The 15,622-nt window shown below is 38.2% G+C and carries 9 protein-coding genes and 1 tRNA gene; 8 read left to right on the top strand and 2 right to left on the bottom strand.

The genetic code is table 11. The features are described 5' to 3' along the window. Positions 1-65 precede the first annotated feature (65 nt). Positions 66-1,076: an alcohol dehydrogenase AdhP gene (gene adhP, locus HXT20_RS03615; protein WP_004111567.1), complete on the bottom strand. Its 1,011-nt coding sequence runs from the start codon at positions 1,074-1,076 to the stop codon at positions 66-68. A 304-nt stretch (positions 1,077-1,380) separates the two neighbouring features. Here adhP and HXT20_RS03610 point away from each other — a divergent pair. The 7 genes from HXT20_RS03610 (at position 1,381) to HXT20_RS03580 (ending at position 12,665) form a co-directional block, all read left to right on the top strand. Continuing rightward, positions 1,381-1,456 (top strand) — tRNA-Gly (locus HXT20_RS03610). Between the two features lie 270 nt (positions 1,457-1,726). After that, complete coding sequence (gene ahpC / locus HXT20_RS03605) at positions 1,727-2,290, top strand: alkyl hydroperoxide reductase subunit C (protein WP_004111569.1); 564 nt, start codon at positions 1,727-1,729, stop codon at positions 2,288-2,290. A gap of 75 nt (positions 2,291-2,365) precedes the next feature. Continuing rightward, positions 2,366-3,979 carry an alkyl hydroperoxide reductase subunit F gene (gene ahpF, locus HXT20_RS03600; protein ID WP_004117820.1) on the top strand — a complete coding sequence of 538 codons (1,614 nt, stop codon included), beginning with the start codon at positions 2,366-2,368 and terminating at the stop codon, positions 3,977-3,979. Between the two features lie 89 nt (positions 3,980-4,068). Next, positions 4,069-4,968 carry a LysR substrate-binding domain-containing protein gene (locus tag HXT20_RS03595; RefSeq protein ID WP_004117822.1) on the top strand — a complete coding sequence of 300 codons (900 nt, stop codon included), beginning with the start codon at positions 4,069-4,071 and terminating at the stop codon, positions 4,966-4,968. A 270-nt stretch (positions 4,969-5,238) separates the two neighbouring features. Then, complete coding sequence (locus tag HXT20_RS03590) at positions 5,239-8,538, top strand: tetratricopeptide repeat protein (RefSeq protein WP_422114247.1); 3,300 nt, start codon at positions 5,239-5,241, stop codon at positions 8,536-8,538. An 86-nt stretch (positions 8,539-8,624) separates the two neighbouring features. Continuing rightward, positions 8,625-11,507 carry an NAD-dependent DNA ligase LigA gene (ligA, locus tag HXT20_RS03585; RefSeq protein WP_422114246.1) on the top strand — a complete coding sequence of 961 codons (2,883 nt, stop codon included), beginning with the start codon at positions 8,625-8,627 and terminating at the stop codon, positions 11,505-11,507. Positions 11,508-11,516: 9 nt separating this feature from the next. Further along, positions 11,517-12,665, top strand: coding sequence for an Mrp/NBP35 family ATP-binding protein (locus HXT20_RS03580; protein WP_004117833.1), 1,149 nt, complete (start codon positions 11,517-11,519; stop codon positions 12,663-12,665). A gap of 63 nt (positions 12,666-12,728) precedes the next feature. Here HXT20_RS03580 and HXT20_RS03575 read toward each other — a convergent pair whose 3' ends face one another. Continuing rightward, positions 12,729-14,096, bottom strand: a complete 1,368-nt coding sequence (locus HXT20_RS03575) for a DUF349 domain-containing protein (RefSeq protein WP_004111602.1) — start codon at positions 14,094-14,096, stop codon at positions 12,729-12,731. A 96-nt stretch (positions 14,097-14,192) separates the two neighbouring features. On the opposite strand from HXT20_RS03575, the gene hisS reads away from it, so the two are divergent. Beyond that, on the top strand, positions 14,193-15,593 hold the full coding sequence (gene hisS / locus HXT20_RS03570) for a histidine--tRNA ligase (protein ID WP_004117838.1): 1,401 nt from the start codon (positions 14,193-14,195) through the stop codon (positions 15,591-15,593). The last annotated feature ends 29 nt before the right edge of the window (positions 15,594-15,622 follow it).

Genomic DNA, 15,622 nt, shown 5'->3' with positions numbered 1-15,622 from the left:
CATAAACTAAAAGCCACCTAGCATTTGCTAAGTGGCTTTTAGTTTTTTTTTATTTTATCTCTTTTTCAGTGGGAGAGGTCGATTACCATTCGACCGCGAATCTTACCGCTGAGCATCTCGTCGAAGATGTCGTTAATGTCCTCCATCTTGCGCATATGGCACTGTGGAAGAACCTTGCCTTCAGCACCAAACTGGAACGCTTCTTCCAAATCCTTACGAGTTCCAACAAGAGAACCAACCAAGCGGATTCCGTCAAGAACAAGGCGAGGAATGCTAAGTTCCATTTCTTCTGGTGGAAGACCAACAGCTGCAACAGTGCCGCCTGCTCGCACAGAGTCAACTGCGCTGTTAAAAGCAGCCTTGCTTACAGCGGTTACGACAGCGCCATGAGCGCCGCCTACCTTCTTCATAGCAAATTCAGGAACATTTTCCTTAAGTGGGTTCACGCACAAATCTGCGCCATATTCCTTAGCAAATTCAAGCTGAGCATCGTTAACATCTACTGCGATTACGTGCGCACCAAATACGTTCTTTGCATATTGCAACGCAAGATTACCAAGACCGCCAAGACCGAATAAAATAAGCCATTCGCCTGGATGTACGCCAGATTCCTTAATAGCCTTGTAGGTTGTAACGCCAGCGCAAGTGATGGAGCTTGCAGGAGCTGGATCCAAGCCTTCTGGGACCTTTACTGCGTAGTCTGCTGCGACGATGCACTCTTGAGACATGCCACCATCGGCAGTGTATCCTGCGTTCAAAACGCTACGGCAAAGTGTTTCTCTGCCTGTGGTGCAATATTCGCAATGTCCGCAACCCTTGAAGAACCATGCTACAGATGCACGGTCGCCTGGCTTTAATGTTGTAACACCAGGGCCAACTTCCTTAACAATACCAATACCTTCGTGTCCAAGAACAACGCCTGTTTTATCGCCAAAATCTTGGTTCTTAACGTGAAGATCGGTGTGGCATACGCCGCAGCACTCCATATCGAGTAAGGCCTCACCAAATTCCAATGGGCGGAGTTCCTTCTCTACAACCTGAGCCTTCTTATCTTTGGTTGCAACAATAGCCTTCATAGAAACCTCCTTGTTCTATGCTTCATTTTTGAAAAACATTACCTTTTTGGTTTCTTTTACCTGTTTGGTAAAAGCTATCTTTTATTCTACATTATTTTTACGATTTTTCATGATAAAAATCACATTTTAAGAAAAATTTTATAAAAATTTATGGCTTAATGATAATAATTATCGTAATCAATATTTTTCTTTTATTCAACACTCCGTAAAATTGCATGTATATTGCAGAAAAATCACTATAAATTTTTATTTTTACTCATAATTTGCATTTAAAAAGAAATCAGGCTATTATGACATTTTGTTTGCGGACATAGCTTAGTTGGTAAAGCGCAACCTTGCCAAGGTTGAGACCGCGGGTTCGAGTCCCGTTGTCCGCTCCATTTTTTTTTCTTCTGCTTTTGTCATATTTTTTAGTTTGTTTTAGTCATCTTTGTTTTATGAAAATATAAATTTATTAAATAGTTATTGACATACAATATCTAGCGCTATAGATGTTGTCTATACATATAGTCTTTTTGATATAAATAATCTATCATGATTTTAATGCTGAATTCTGATTCTAAATAATTAGATTTAGCAAATAGGTCAAAATATTGCTAATTGCAAAAAATGAAAATTTTTTAAATAAACAATTAGAGATTGGAGTTGTTATGAGCCTTATTGGTACGCATATTCTTCCGTTTAAAGTAAACGGATATAAAAATGGTGAATTTGTAGAAGTAAGCGATAATGATGTTCTTGGAAAGTGGGCTATATTCTTCTTCTATCCAGCAGACTTTTCGTTTGTGTGCCCAACAGAGCTTGAAGATCTTGCAAATCACTACGAAGATCTTCAAAAATTAGGCGTAGAAGTTTATTCTGTTTCAACAGACACCCATTTTGTTCACAAAGCTTGGCACGATGACTCTAAAGCTATTGCAAAAGTAAAATACACAATGCTTGGAGATCCAAACGGCGCGCTCTCTAAAAACTTTAATGCTTTGAATGAGGAATCTGGTTTAGCTCATCGCGCAACATTCTTGGTTGATCCTCAAGGAAATATTCAATTCTACGAGATGACAGCAGATGGAATCGGCAGAAATGCAGATGAGATGCTTCGCAAAGTTAAAGCTGCTCAATTTATTGCATCCCATCCAGGAGAAGTATGTCCAGCAAAGTGGGAGCAGGGAGAAGAAACACTTGCTCCATCTATTGACTTGGTTGGGAAGATCTGATTTTTTAAAAGTCTGATTTTCTAATAATTAATTTACTGCTAAAGATCTGCTACTTAAGAATAGAAAGTGAAAATAATGTCTTTATTGGATTCAAACTTAACTACTCAACTTGCTGGATTATTAACAAAAATGGTTAATCCTATTAATCTTGTTGCATATGTTGATAGTAGTAAAAATTCTCAAAAAGTTATTGAGCTTTTAAATGAAGTAGCAGATCAAAGCAGCAAAATCACTGTTATAGAAGGTGATAAAAGTCGCGTAAATCGCAAACCAAGTTTCGCAGTACTTAATCCACAAACTAATGTGTCTGTAAGCTTTGCTGGTTTACCTCTTGGACACGAGTTTAGCTCTTTAGTTTTAGCGATTTTGCAAGTAAGCGGTTACGCTCCCAAAATAAGCGATGGTCAGCGCAAAGCAATTTTGAGCATTGGAAGTCATGAAGTTACAACATACATGTCTGTTACTTGCATTAATTGCCCAGAGGTTGTTCAATCGCTTAATACAATTTCGATTATTAATCCTAAAGTAAAACATATTGCTGTAGAAGGGAGCGCTTTTAAAGACGAGGTAGATTCTCTTGGCGTAATGAGTGTTCCTGCAGTTTTTGAAAACGGAAAAATGATTTCTTCTGGAAGATCATCTATAGACGAATTAGTTGCGATTCTTTTAAGTCAAGAGGAAAATAGCGATTCAAGCAATTCTAAGGTTTCTGGCGATTCTTCACTAGCGCAAAAAATGAACGCCAAAAATCCGTACGACGTTATTCTTGTAGGTGGAGGCCCTGCTGCAAGCGCCGCAGCGATTTACACAGCTAGAAAAGGCCTTAAAACAGCAATGATTATGGACCACAGAGGCGGTCAAGTTGTTGAAACAGAAAGCATTGAAAATCATATTTCGCAAACGCACACAACAGGCGCAAAGCTTGCTAACGATTTAACAAACCACATTGCTCAATATGACATTGACGTATTTACTCCCGATTGGGCTACATCTTTAGATATTGCTGAAGAATCTTACGGATTGCACACAATTAGTACTAAATCTGGCGGAAGCTTAAAAGCTAAAGCAGTGATTATTGCAACAGGCGCTACATGGAGAACACTTGGCATTCCTGGGGAAGACGAATATAGAAACAAGGGAGTGTCGTTCTGTCCGCATTGCGATGGTCCATTATTTAAAAATAAGAATGTTGTAGTTGTTGGCGGAGGAAATTCTGGAGTCGAAGCTGCAATAGACTTAGCAGGTGTTGCAAATCACGTTACTCTAATCGAGTATATGAACACGCTTAAAGCAGATCAAATATTAGTTAATGCTCTAAATAATCTTTCTAATACTACTGTAATAACAGGTGCTGCTCTTAGTTCTATAGAAGGAGACGGAACAAAGGTTATTGCAGTACGTTATAAAGATCGCAATGCTAATAATGGTGAAAATAGTGAGAAAATTTTGCACACAGACGGCGTGTTTGTTCAAATTGGTTTAATGCCAAATACTAAATGGATTTCAAACAAACTAAGCTTAAATAATCGTTCGGAAATAGTAACAGATAGAAAAGGGTGCACGAGTGTTCATGGCATTTTTGCTGCTGGCGATTGCACAGATGAGCCTTATAAGCAAATTGTTACAGCATATGGATCTGGAGCAAACGCGGCTCTTAGTGCATTCGACTATCTAATTAGAAATGTGTAAAACTAGATTAACTTTTAACGCATAAGCTTTTGATACTTAAAATTTATATATATTATATTCTTACTACTTTTAATAAGAAAGATGATTACGTGAACATTAAATCACTTGAATACTTAATTGCTTTTGCAAAAGAGGAAAGTTTTACAAAAGCAGCTGAACGTATGCACGTTTCTCAACCAACGTTGTCTACGCAAATTAAAAAGTTAGAAGATTTGCTTGGAGTTTGTCTTATTGAAAGAACTCCTGGAAGGCAAATTCTAACTCCAGCAGGCAGAGAAGTCGTGTATTATGCAAAGCGTATTCATGCCGACGTTTCAAGTATTTATCAAGCAGCAAGGCGATTAGAAGACCCATGGTCATCTACTATAGTTTTAGGCGTTTTTCCAACATTATGCCCTTATCTTTTGCCAAGAATAATGCCAGTTTTGCGTAAAGTTAAGCCGAATTTTAATATTCGATTTGTTGAAGAAAAGTCTGCTAGCCTTGTAGAAATGTTGCATAGTGGTCAGATTGATGGCGCAATATTAAGCGAGCAATTAAATGAATCTTCTTTGAAAGTAAAACATATTTTTGACGAGGACTTTTTATTGGCTGCTTCTACAAATTCGCAGTTTGGTCATGAAAAAACTCCGATTGATGTTTCGCAATTGTCTAGCCAAAAAGTGCTACTTTTAGAAGATGGTCATTGCATGCGTAGAAGCATGATAGATGTATGTCAAAAAGTTGGTGCAAAACAGTCTGAATTTTATGCTACGTCTTTGGAAACCTTACGATACATGGTTGTTGGAAGTAAAGATGTGACTTTGCTTCCGCGTCTTTCTATTCTTCCTCCAATTGTTCAGCCATCAGGATTAACAATTCGCGAGTTTAAAGATCCAAAACCATATCGTTCGCTGTATTTAAACTGGAGAGCAGCTTCTCCAGTGGATCAAATTATGGACGGTTTAGCTAAGATTATTTCTGGTGCATGCGTGAATTTGCATAAGTGAAGTTAATAAAATTTATATTTTTAAACTTTAAAAGCAATTAAAGCATTCACATGTTAGATTAAAACAAGATTGAAATGAAATATAATTTGATTTTGTTCTAAAAGAGTTAAAACATATTCTACTTCTAATTGTGTTTTTCGAACCGATAATCAGCTATACTTAAAATGTTTGAGTAAGAATAAATGCAACACGTATGGAAATCACTTAAATATTTAGTTTTACGGGTGTTACGAAAATAGTAGTTGGCTTTAAAACGAAAGAACGAGGAATATGCAAGACGAAGTGCAATCTAGCAAGAAAATAGATTCTGCCGAAAGTAGTGAAAAAAATCGCTCAGATATTGCAGATGATAGTATGCAGATTGTGCAGGAAACCATTAAAACATTGTGGGAAAATAGAGAATCTATTCCAGTTAGGATATTTTCTAAAAAGCATATTTTTAAAGATTTTCCAATGATGCCAAAAAACGTAAAGTTAGGTTGGATTAAACTTTCTGGGAAAAAACATGGTATAGCTATTGGATTATTCAATGATGATTGCAAACGTTTTCGTCAGCTTGCTGTTGCAGATTTTGAAGGTCGTGTTTATACAGGACATGACATTTCTATTGAAGATACGATGGAAAGAATACCAGAGTTATCTTTTGTAGAACAAAATTCTATGACTCTTAAAGATTCGTTACGTTTCTATGGTGTTGATGATAGGAAAATTACTCATGCGAGTCATGCGCGTAAAAAAGTAAATTCAATCAATAAAAATAATCGTGAATCTGATTTAGTTGTTATAAGAGGAGATGTAGTTGTTCAGCTATCACAAGATGAAGGCATGCAATGGGTATCATCTTGGATTCGTAAAGTTAATGACAAAAAAGAAGCATATACTCTTGAAGAAACTAGAGTTTTGCTTCCTGACAGACTCCGTTGCAATCTTTCATACTGCGATGCTATTTCAACATCTTTCTTTGCATCGTTCTTTATTCCAGATATAACTAGAGCGTTTAGCGGTTTCGGATCTGGCAATATTTTTAGGCGCCTTACAAAGGAAGCCCCTCTTGGAGCTATTAGAAGAAGCATTATGGATTCAAAAGTGGCGGAAAAAGCAGGTTTGCGTGTTTCGTCAATGGAAAAATATTTTGCTTATCTTATGTTAGATTCTGGCGCTTTAGAACATAGTGGTCCGCTTGAAGCTGTTCATGGAGCAGAACGCTTACATTTGCAAAAGTCGCAAGTTTCAGACGCTAATTTCCTAGTATGGGATGATTCTTTAGAAGCAAAAGCTGCGTTGAAAGTATTGCGAATAGAAGGTGCTATTAACCGTTTCCAGTCCATTAGTAGTTGTTTAGAAGAAAATTGCGCTAATGGCGGTAATTTAACGGAAAATTCTGTAAACTTTGGTCAAATATCTGAAATAGATTTATCGTTTATAGAAGATCCAGCGTTTTGTGCTAACGGCGAATTGGATATGAATAGTTTTGGTAATCCTTTACAAGACGACAATATTCGCCCATTAATGCACTTGTGGAATACTGCAAAAAAATCTAACTACCTTTATATTTACAAGTCAGATGGATCTTCTAATTGCGAATGGTCTTATAGGCAAAGATTATCTGGATTAATTAGAAGTCTTTATTTACCATTTAGGTTTGATACTGATTTTCGCTCTAATCTAGAAGACGGTAATGTTGCATTAGCATTTATGGCAACTGGCAGTTCGATGATGCCTACTAGAAGATTTGATTCTGCTAACCAAAAATGGATTACTTTAACTAATGCAGATAAGTCTCGTATGACAACTGATTACAATCTTCGACTTGGAATAATCCTGGCAACCCTTGCATTTGGAGCAAGTGAAGAAGTACAGAATGTATCTATAAGATTAGATTCAATAGGCTTAGAAGAAATGGTTGCTGCTCAAGATGATGCTATGAGTAAAATCCTAAATCAAACAATTAATGCTTTGAATAATATGAATCGTGAGGCAGCTCGTTCTAAAGGCGATCCTAAAGATGGAGATATTCATGGAGATGTTAATAACGGACTAGCGAATGTGCAAGATTTACAAAACTTCACTAATCATACTATTCTTCACGAAGATGAAGTGACTGTGCCTGATAGTAGTAATAAAGCCACTGGTAGCAAATCGATAAATTCTAGTGATAGCTACAGTGATACTGAGATTAGTGATAGCAATACGAACGATATTGGATCAGATCCTATTGAACCTGATCCTATGGATGCTTTTAGCAAATACCCAACTGTAAAGTCTTTATTGACAGTCACATTCAATCGTGAATCTTTTATAAAACATATTCGTGCAAATGGGTTGAATAATCCTCTTGGCGCATACAAAAAATTTAACGCAAATATGAAAATAGATGAAGAAGGCGCATTAAACCCGATTGAACCAAGCTTTGATCTGAGAGATAGTTGTTTTTCTCCTCATGGAGCACAGGAGGAACCTGAGTTTTCAGATGTAATTTTTGACATCAAATCTCAAAAAACATTAGGTACTACCAACTCTAAAGGTCTTTCAATTCAAAGAGAAGATTTATTACAACAGGCTGTTGCGGATTTTCATCACATATCGTCAGAAGTAATGATATCTAATGCAGAAAAAGCTCGTATGGCAATGGATATTGTGGAAAGTATTGACGATCCAGAATTAAATGAGAAAGCAAATCTTATAACAAGCGCTTTAATAGACGAAAAAGAAATACCCGAAATATCTTTTAAAGTTTCAAAAGATATTTATAATATGAGACTTCATGCTCATGAGCAATTTATGAGTGGAGACTTGGAAAATGCCATCGAAGAATACGAAAATGCAGTAAAACATTTCGATTCCATGTTTTCCTTCAACGATGTTGTACCAAGATACTTTAATTCCTACGCAGAGCGAGTTGTATACAATCGAATATTTGCAACCCAAAATGAACGTATGATACTTATACCAGATGGTCTTTTTTACGCGCATATGGAGTTAGCAGACTTACTAACTCAACTCAGCAGGCATGAGGATGCACTAAAACACTTAAACACAATGGTTTCATACGCTCCAACATATGTTATTTCTCATCTCAAGTTAGCTTCACAGCTTACGGAGAAAGAAGATTGGACTTCTGTAGAAGCAGTGTGTCTAAACGCATTACCAGTATGCTTTGATAGAGAAGACGCTGCTTTTATATATTACAGACTTGCTTACGCAGAGTGGATGCAAGATAATTTCCCTCTTGCTGTAGCATCATATAAAATGGCAGACAATTTATCTTCTGGAAAAATTGAGTCTATTGAAATAGAGCTTGATGAATTACTGAGCCGTATGCAGTCACAGTGCATTCCAGCTCCTAATGATATGTCTCAAGTAGAAGAAGTTTTAAAAATAAACAATGTTCCAAAATGGCCAGATGTTGAAGCTTATGAGATTATAGATGAAGCCGCAAAAATAACAGTAAACGAGGGAATGTTTGTTATTGCACGAACGCTTTCCGTTGCAAGAGCAAGAATGCTGTTCAGCAACAATTCATCAGATAACGTTGTTCAAATGCAGTTTTTGCGCTCGCTTAACTCATAAACAACTCTTATTAAATAGTAATTATAATCAGTTATTGACTCCTGTCTGGTAGATAGGATAATGAAAAGGTTTTGAAGGGAAAGCTTATGATTGCGTCTAATAGCGATAAGTCGTCACACGCAGTTGGAGAACAATTATCTCTTTTTGACGATTTTGATGATTCGCTAAATACTGATAAATCAAGTGTTAACAACGATTCATTATCTTCAAGTATTAGCAAAGTCGAGAATCAAAACCAAAATGTTCATGAGCCAGGCGAGAACAATACATCTAACACATCACACGAGTTTAGTTCAACTACAGATTTTAATGATTGGATTTCTAAATTAGAGCCAACAGATGTAGACGCTATTGCATTATCTAAGCTGGAACCTTCACTTTTAACAAGCGAGCAAGCTGCTAGATTATGGGCAAAATTAGCTGCTTGGGCTCAATCAGATCAGATAGCTTATTATGTTGATGATTCACCAAGTAGTTCTGACGCTGCTTATGACACAAGAATGCGAGTTTTAAGCTCACTAGAATCTACATTCCCAATATTAGATACGCCTCAATCACCAACACATAGAGTTGGTGGAACTTTTTCGAACGATTTTGCGTCAGTTAAACATCCATCAAGAATGATGAGTTTAGATGATGTATTCTCATTAGAAGAGCTAAAATCTTGGTACGATAGCATTATTCGCGATTTAAAATGGCCCCAAAATAAGCCATTGCCAATGACATGCGAAGTAAAAATCGATGGACTTGCGTTAAATCTCATATACAGAAATGGAACTTTGGAACAAGGGCTAACTCGAGGAGATGGCGTTACTGGAGAAGACATATCTCTGAATGTAAGAACAATCGAAGAAATACCGACTCAGCTTAAATGCGAAAATTCAGACGATATTCCAGAATTTGTGGAAATTCGTGGTGAAGTTTTTATGAAATGGGCGGATTTTAGAAAGCTTAATATTGAGCAAGAAGATTTAGGAAAGCCTGCTTTTGCTAATCCAAGAAACGCTGCTGCAGGGTCTTTAAGACAAAAGGATCCTAGAATCACTGCAACAAGAAGATTAAGCTTTATAGCGCATGGATTAGGTGATTTAAAGTGGAAAGATTCAGTAAAAAATGATTCTGAGCATAAATCACATAAGCAAACATCGTTTAATCAATCGGACGCATACGAGCTGTATAAAAAATGGGGGATACCCGTATCTCCTTATACTCGCAAAGTTACGTCTTTTGAACAAATAGAAGATATGATTGAATACTATGGAGAACACAGAAACTCTATTATTCATGCCTTAGACGGAATTGTAGTTAAAGTAGACGATCGTGCTTTGCAAAGAGAACTAGGGTCTACATCTAGAGCACCAAGATGGGCAATTGCGTACAAGTATCCTCCAGAAGAAGTAAATACTGTTCTTAAAGACATTGTTGTTCAAGTAGGAAGAACAGGTAGAGTCACTCCTGTTGCTGTTTTGGACCCAGTAACTGTTGCAGGATCTACAATATCGCGCACAACATTGCATAATCCTTACGAAGTTGAGCATAAAGGTGTGCTTATAGGCGATACTGTTGTTGTTCGTAAAGCTGGTGATGTTATACCAGAATTAGTTGGTCCAGTACTAAAGTATAGGGATGGAAATGAAAGCAAATTACGCAAATTTGTTATGCCAGAGTATTGCCCATCATGCGGATCTAAGCTTGCACCTGCTAAAGAGGGAGACAAGGATATTCGTTGTCCAAATGTAGAAAACTGCCCAGCACAATTAACAGAGAGAATAATTAATCTTGCATCGAGGCACGCATTCGACATTGAAAATCTTGGAGAATCTTCTGCACTAGCTTTAACAAATCCAGAAGATTCTAGACCTACAACTGCAGAGGTCTATCATCCTGATATTGACAAAATAGTAATTCAGCGCGGCTCTTCTTTGCAACCAACTATTCCGGAATCTGTGTTTGATCTTCCAAAATCTCAAGAACCTGTTATAAGAAGCGAAGCGGATATTTTTAACATTACTGCAGCCGATTTGCGAAATATTAAAGTTTGGAAAGAAATACCTCTTGTTGAAGAATGGAAAGAATTAGGAAAAGACGGAAAATTAAAGAAAAGAACTAAAAAAATAGGCGGATCTGGATTGTGGAGACAGGTTTCTGCATTCTGGACTAGACCTTTAGAAGCTACAAGAAGAAAATCCAATGATGATTCCAACAGTGATGAGCTTAAGGAATCTTTAAATCCAGATTACCCAATATTTGAAGTTCCTTCTGACGCTTATGTAATAAGGTTAGTTGAAAAGAAAATTCGTAAAAATAATGTTCTTCAAACAGTGAGTGTTCCTGAATACACTCGTCCAAGCGAAACAACAAGAGCAATGTTAGAAGAAATAGTTCAAAAGGGTAAGTCTGCAACACTTTGGCGTGTGCTAGTGGCTTTGTCTATTCGTAGACTTGGTCCGCCTACAGCAAGACTAATAGCGGCAAGATTTGGTTCAATTGAGAATATTTCTAAAGCATCTGTTGAAGATTTAACACAAATTGATGGAGTTGGTCCAGAAATTGCTCAAGCTGTATACGATTGGTTTGAAAAATCGAAGAATCCTCAAGATTGGCGTAGTGAAGTTTTACGTAAATGGAATGAAGCCGGAGTAGTTGGATCTTCTGACTCTTCTAATGCGGACAGTATCGAACAGACTCTTAGTGGCAAAACGGTTGTTGTTACAGGATCATTAGAAGGCTTTACCAGAGATTCAGCTAAAGAAGCTATTTCTTCTAGGGGAGGAAAAGCAGCCTCTTCTGTTAGCAAAAAGACGTATTGCGTTATTGTAGGAGAAAATGCTGGTTCTAAAGCCACTAAAGCAGAAGAACTTGGTATACCTATGCTAGATGAGAATCAATTTAAGATTTTGCTTAATACTGGCAGTATTGAATCTGCTCTAGATAGCAAATACGAACTTGATTTTAAGAACGAATCGTAAAAGTTAAAAATGAGCAGCACTATTGAACTCGAAACTCGCATTTACGATCTATTAGGAAGTGTTATTGATCCAGAATTAGGTCGTTCAGTTACTGAACTAAATATGGTAACTGGCATACACGTAAGTGGAAAACAAAATGTCACTAGTGTATGCGATTTTGATAATTCTTATCCAACTTATGATGTGACTATAAGCATAGAACTTACTGTTCCAGATTGTCCTCTAGCACAAGTAATTACACAGAGAATTCAATCAGCTGTAAAAAAATATCCTAATGCAAATCTTGTTCCTCACGTAAATATAAGCGCTATGAGTAAGGATAAGCTTGCAAAACTTGTTTCGGATTTGAAAGAGGAACGTAAAGAAAATCCTTTTAATAAAAATGGCGTTAAAACAAGAATTTTTGCTATAGCATCTGGAAAAGGGGGAGTTGGAAAGTCTTCCATAACTGCCAATTTAGCAGCCACTTTCGCGGCTCTTGGATACAAAACAGCAGCAATAGATGCAGACGTTTATGGATTTTCTCTACCGCGTATGTTTGGTGTTACAAGTCAGCCTACTAATTTGAATGGCATGCTTATGCCAGTGGAAGCTTGGGGAGTTAAACTGATTTCTATTGGAATGTTTGCTGGAACAGATCGTGCGATTTTGTGGCGTGGTCCTCGCTTGCAACGTTCTCTTGAACAGTTTCTTTGCGACGTTTGGTGGGCAGACCCAGATGTGCTTCTTTTAGATTTGGCGCCTGGAACTGGAGATATGGCTCTGGCTGTTGCTCAATCATTGCCTAATGTGGAGCTTGTGGTTGTTACAACTCCTCAGCCTAGTGCTTCAGATGTTGCCGTTAGAGCAGGTCTTATGGCGTTGCAAATTCCAGTTAATGTGCGTGGAGTTGTAGAAAATATGAGTTGGTTTGAAAATAATGGAGCGCGCTTGGAAATCTTTGGTTCAGGTGGCGGAAAACGCGTTAGTGACCAGCTTTGTAAAGCTCTTGGTAAGAATGTGCCTCTTTTAGCACAAATTCCATTAGATACGAGTATTAGAGAAATTGGAGAGTCTGGCAGACCTGCGGTTCTTAAAAAGGATGGAAGCCTAGCTAATTCACAATTAGCTAACACCTTTATTCAACTTGCTAAAGCTTTAATGGAAACTGTTAAATAAAACTATTAAATATGGGGTTACTTAATTTTTAAGTAACCCCATATTTAAATGATTAATGATTAATTACTTAATAGCATTCAACCATTGTTCTTTTGTAGCTTTTTCAGCCTGAAGCTTAGCCTTACGCTTTGCATCTTTTTCACTTGCAATTTTAGAATCAAGCTCCTCGAGCTGAGCCTTCAATTGCGTAGCAAAACTAGACTTACGAGCGTCTGCCTCTGGGTCAGCATCTTTCCAAGCAGCATCTTCAACAGCCTTAATCTTCTTATCCACATCATTTAAGCGGGATTCAATTCTGCGCATATCTTCGCGTGGAACAAAACCAATCTTGTCCCATTCTTCTTGAATCTCAGATAATGCTTTGCGAGCTGCTTTTGCTGCTTCTTCATCTTTAACAGGAAGAAGAGCTTCTGCCTTAACAAGCAAAGCTTCCTTCTTGGAAAGATTTTCTTTTTCACCAGCATTCATCTTTTCTCTATCTTCTTGACGAGCATGATAGAATGTGTCTGCAGCTTCACGGAACTTAGCCCATAACTCATCGTCGTGCTGACGACCAGCATTTCCAGCCTTCTTCCAGCGATCCATCAAAGCATTAAACTTCATAGAAGTCTCACGCCATTTAGTTGATTCCTTCAAGCTTTCAGCTTCAGCAATAATGGCTTCCTTAATTTCTTTAGCAGTATTTCTTTCAGTATCACGCTCCTTAACCCAAGCGTTGCGTGCTTGAGTGAAAGCAGAACGAGCTTTAGAAAATCGCTGCCACAAAGCGTCAGCATCCGCCTTATTGAGATGAATCGTAGTGCGCTGATGTTGCTGCCACTTGTCAAACAGGGAACGAAGCTTATCTGAAAGCGAGCGCCAATTTGTAGAATCACCTATTTGAGCAACTAACGTTTCTGCCTGTTCAACAATAGCAGTACGTTCTTTAAGAGCTTTATCTAATTCATCTTTGCGAGCTTTTGCAAGTTCTTCTTTTTTAGACGCAGCCTTAGCTTGCAATTCGGCGTGTCGAGCATTCAAAGCAGCGATGTCTCCAACTACCGATGGTTCCTTAAGATCCGCCTCTAAAGTAGCTAAAGTCTCATCAATTTCCTTAGGTCTCACATTAGACGATTCAAGTCTTTTTTCGAAGAGATCAAGCTTGATCTTTAAGTCAAGATAACGATGTACGTAGAAAGTCAAAGCATCCTCTGGAGTACCAGTAGAATACTGACCTACTTCGCGTTCGTCAGCTCCTTCACGAACATAAACGTTTCCATTTTCATCAACTCGCCCAAAGGTTTTAGCGGTTTTAACATCTTCGTCGCTATACGAGATAGTTGGAACCGCAGCAACAACGCGAGCCTTGTTAGCAAAGTTTGCAGGCGACGGCGCATGCGGCTTTGGGGTAGTTTGTTTAGTAGTTTCTTCAGGTTTAGTCTGTTCGGTCACGGGTCGACTCCTTACAGCAAATGCACGGTAACAGTGTTACGAATAAGTATGACGGTAAGCCATGATTTTTCCGCAACATAACCTATTATAGTGGACATGGTACAAGGCTCATCAATATCTGGTTTTCCAGAGTGGCTTCCTAGTGAGCGCGCTGTTGAACAGCGTGTTATGGACACATTGCGGGAAGTATTTGAATTAAATGGTTTTATAGGCATTGAAACTCGTGCTGTTGAGCAGGGTTCAAGTCTGTTAAAAAAAGGCGAAACTAGCAAAGAAATATATCTTTTGTCTAGATTGCAAGAGGTGGGGCATGAAAGCGACACTCCTGTTGAAAATCGAATAGGTTTGCATTTTGATTTAACAGTTCCTCTTAGTCGTTATGTTGTTGAACACACTGGCGATTTAGCTTTTCCTTTTAAACGCTGGCAGATGCAAAAAGTTTGGCGCGGCGAACGTCCGCAAGAAGGACGCTTCCGTGAATTTGTTCAAGCAGATATTGATGTTGTGGGGAATGGTGATTTGCCGTCTCACTACGAAGTAGAGCTTCCTCTTGTTATGGTAGAAGCACTTGAACGTTTGCGCGAATTTGGATTACCTAAAGCCACTGTTCACGCCAATAATCGTAAGCTTTCTGAAGGTTTTTATCGAGGTATTGGTTTAAGCGATATTGAGGGAGTTCTTCGAGAAATAGACAAACTCGACAAAATTGGCGCTGAAGAAGTTGCTAAGCTTTTGGTAAAAGAGTGCGGAGCTACGGACTCCCAAGCTGCTGCATGCTTAGAATTGGCTGAACTTACTGCTGAAACAGGAGATGAGTTGAAGTCTCGTTTCGATGAATTATGCGATAAGCATGATATTTCTCGCAGTGAAGATAACGAATCGTACACTTTAGCTTCACAAGGTGTTGAAACTCTTGCAATGATTGTGGACGATGCAGCAAAAATTCGTCCAGGTGCTGTTGTGGCAGATTTGAAGATTGCGCGAGGATTGGATTATTACACTGGCTCTGTGTATGAAACATTCTTGGATGGTGCTGAATCCCTTGGATCAATCTGCTCTGGCGGACGCTACGATAATCTTGTTTCTCAAGGTAATAAAAAGTATCCAGGCGTAGGTCTTTCTATAGGACTTTCGCGTTTACTTTCTTATATGCTTCACACAGCTGGTGCCACTGTTTCCCGTGTTTCTCCTGCTGCAGTATTGGTGGCAGTTTGGGATGAGGAAGATAGGTCTGCTTGTAACGAGATTGCTCGAAAGCTTCGTGCTAGAGGAATTGCTGCCGATGTCTCTCCAAGTGCAGCAAAACTTGGTAAGCAGATAAAATATGCAGATAAGTTAGGTATTCCTTATGTGTGGTTCCCAGCTGATAGTGCAGATTCTGAATCTAACCATGATGAAGTGAAGAATATTATTACTGGGGAACAAGTTTCTGCAGACGCCACGTCTTGGCAACCAGATACTGTTTATGCCCGGCAGACTGTTTCTTGCGCTCAATAATTTGCTTTATATTTTAAGAATATATTTTG

It is taken from the genome of Gardnerella sp. DNF00109 (assembly GCF_049262845.1).
Classification (GTDB): domain Bacteria; phylum Actinomycetota; class Actinomycetes; order Actinomycetales; family Bifidobacteriaceae; genus Bifidobacterium; species Bifidobacterium vaginale.
This window is presented reverse-complemented; position numbering and strand designations above follow the sequence as displayed.

Bases quoted from the DNA above. Each gene is read 5' to 3' on its own strand.
- adhP (WP_004111567.1), bottom strand. From the start codon at position 1,076: ATGAAGGCTATTGTTGCAACCAAAGATAAGAAGGCTCAGGTTGTAGAG.
- ahpC (WP_004111569.1), top strand. From the start codon at position 1,727: ATGAGCCTTATTGGTACGCATATTCTTCCGTTTAAAGTAAACGGATAT.
- ahpF (WP_004117820.1), top strand. From the start codon at position 2,366: ATGTCTTTATTGGATTCAAACTTAACTACTCAACTTGCTGGATTATTA.
- HXT20_RS03590 (WP_422114247.1), top strand. From the start codon at position 5,239: ATGCAAGACGAAGTGCAATCTAGCAAGAAAATAGATTCTGCCGAAAGT.
- ligA (WP_422114246.1), top strand. From the start codon at position 8,625: ATGATTGCGTCTAATAGCGATAAGTCGTCACACGCAGTTGGAGAACAA.
- HXT20_RS03580 (WP_004117833.1), top strand. From the start codon at position 11,517: ATGAGCAGCACTATTGAACTCGAAACTCGCATTTACGATCTATTAGGA.
- hisS (WP_004117838.1), top strand. From the start codon at position 14,193: ATGGTACAAGGCTCATCAATATCTGGTTTTCCAGAGTGGCTTCCTAGT.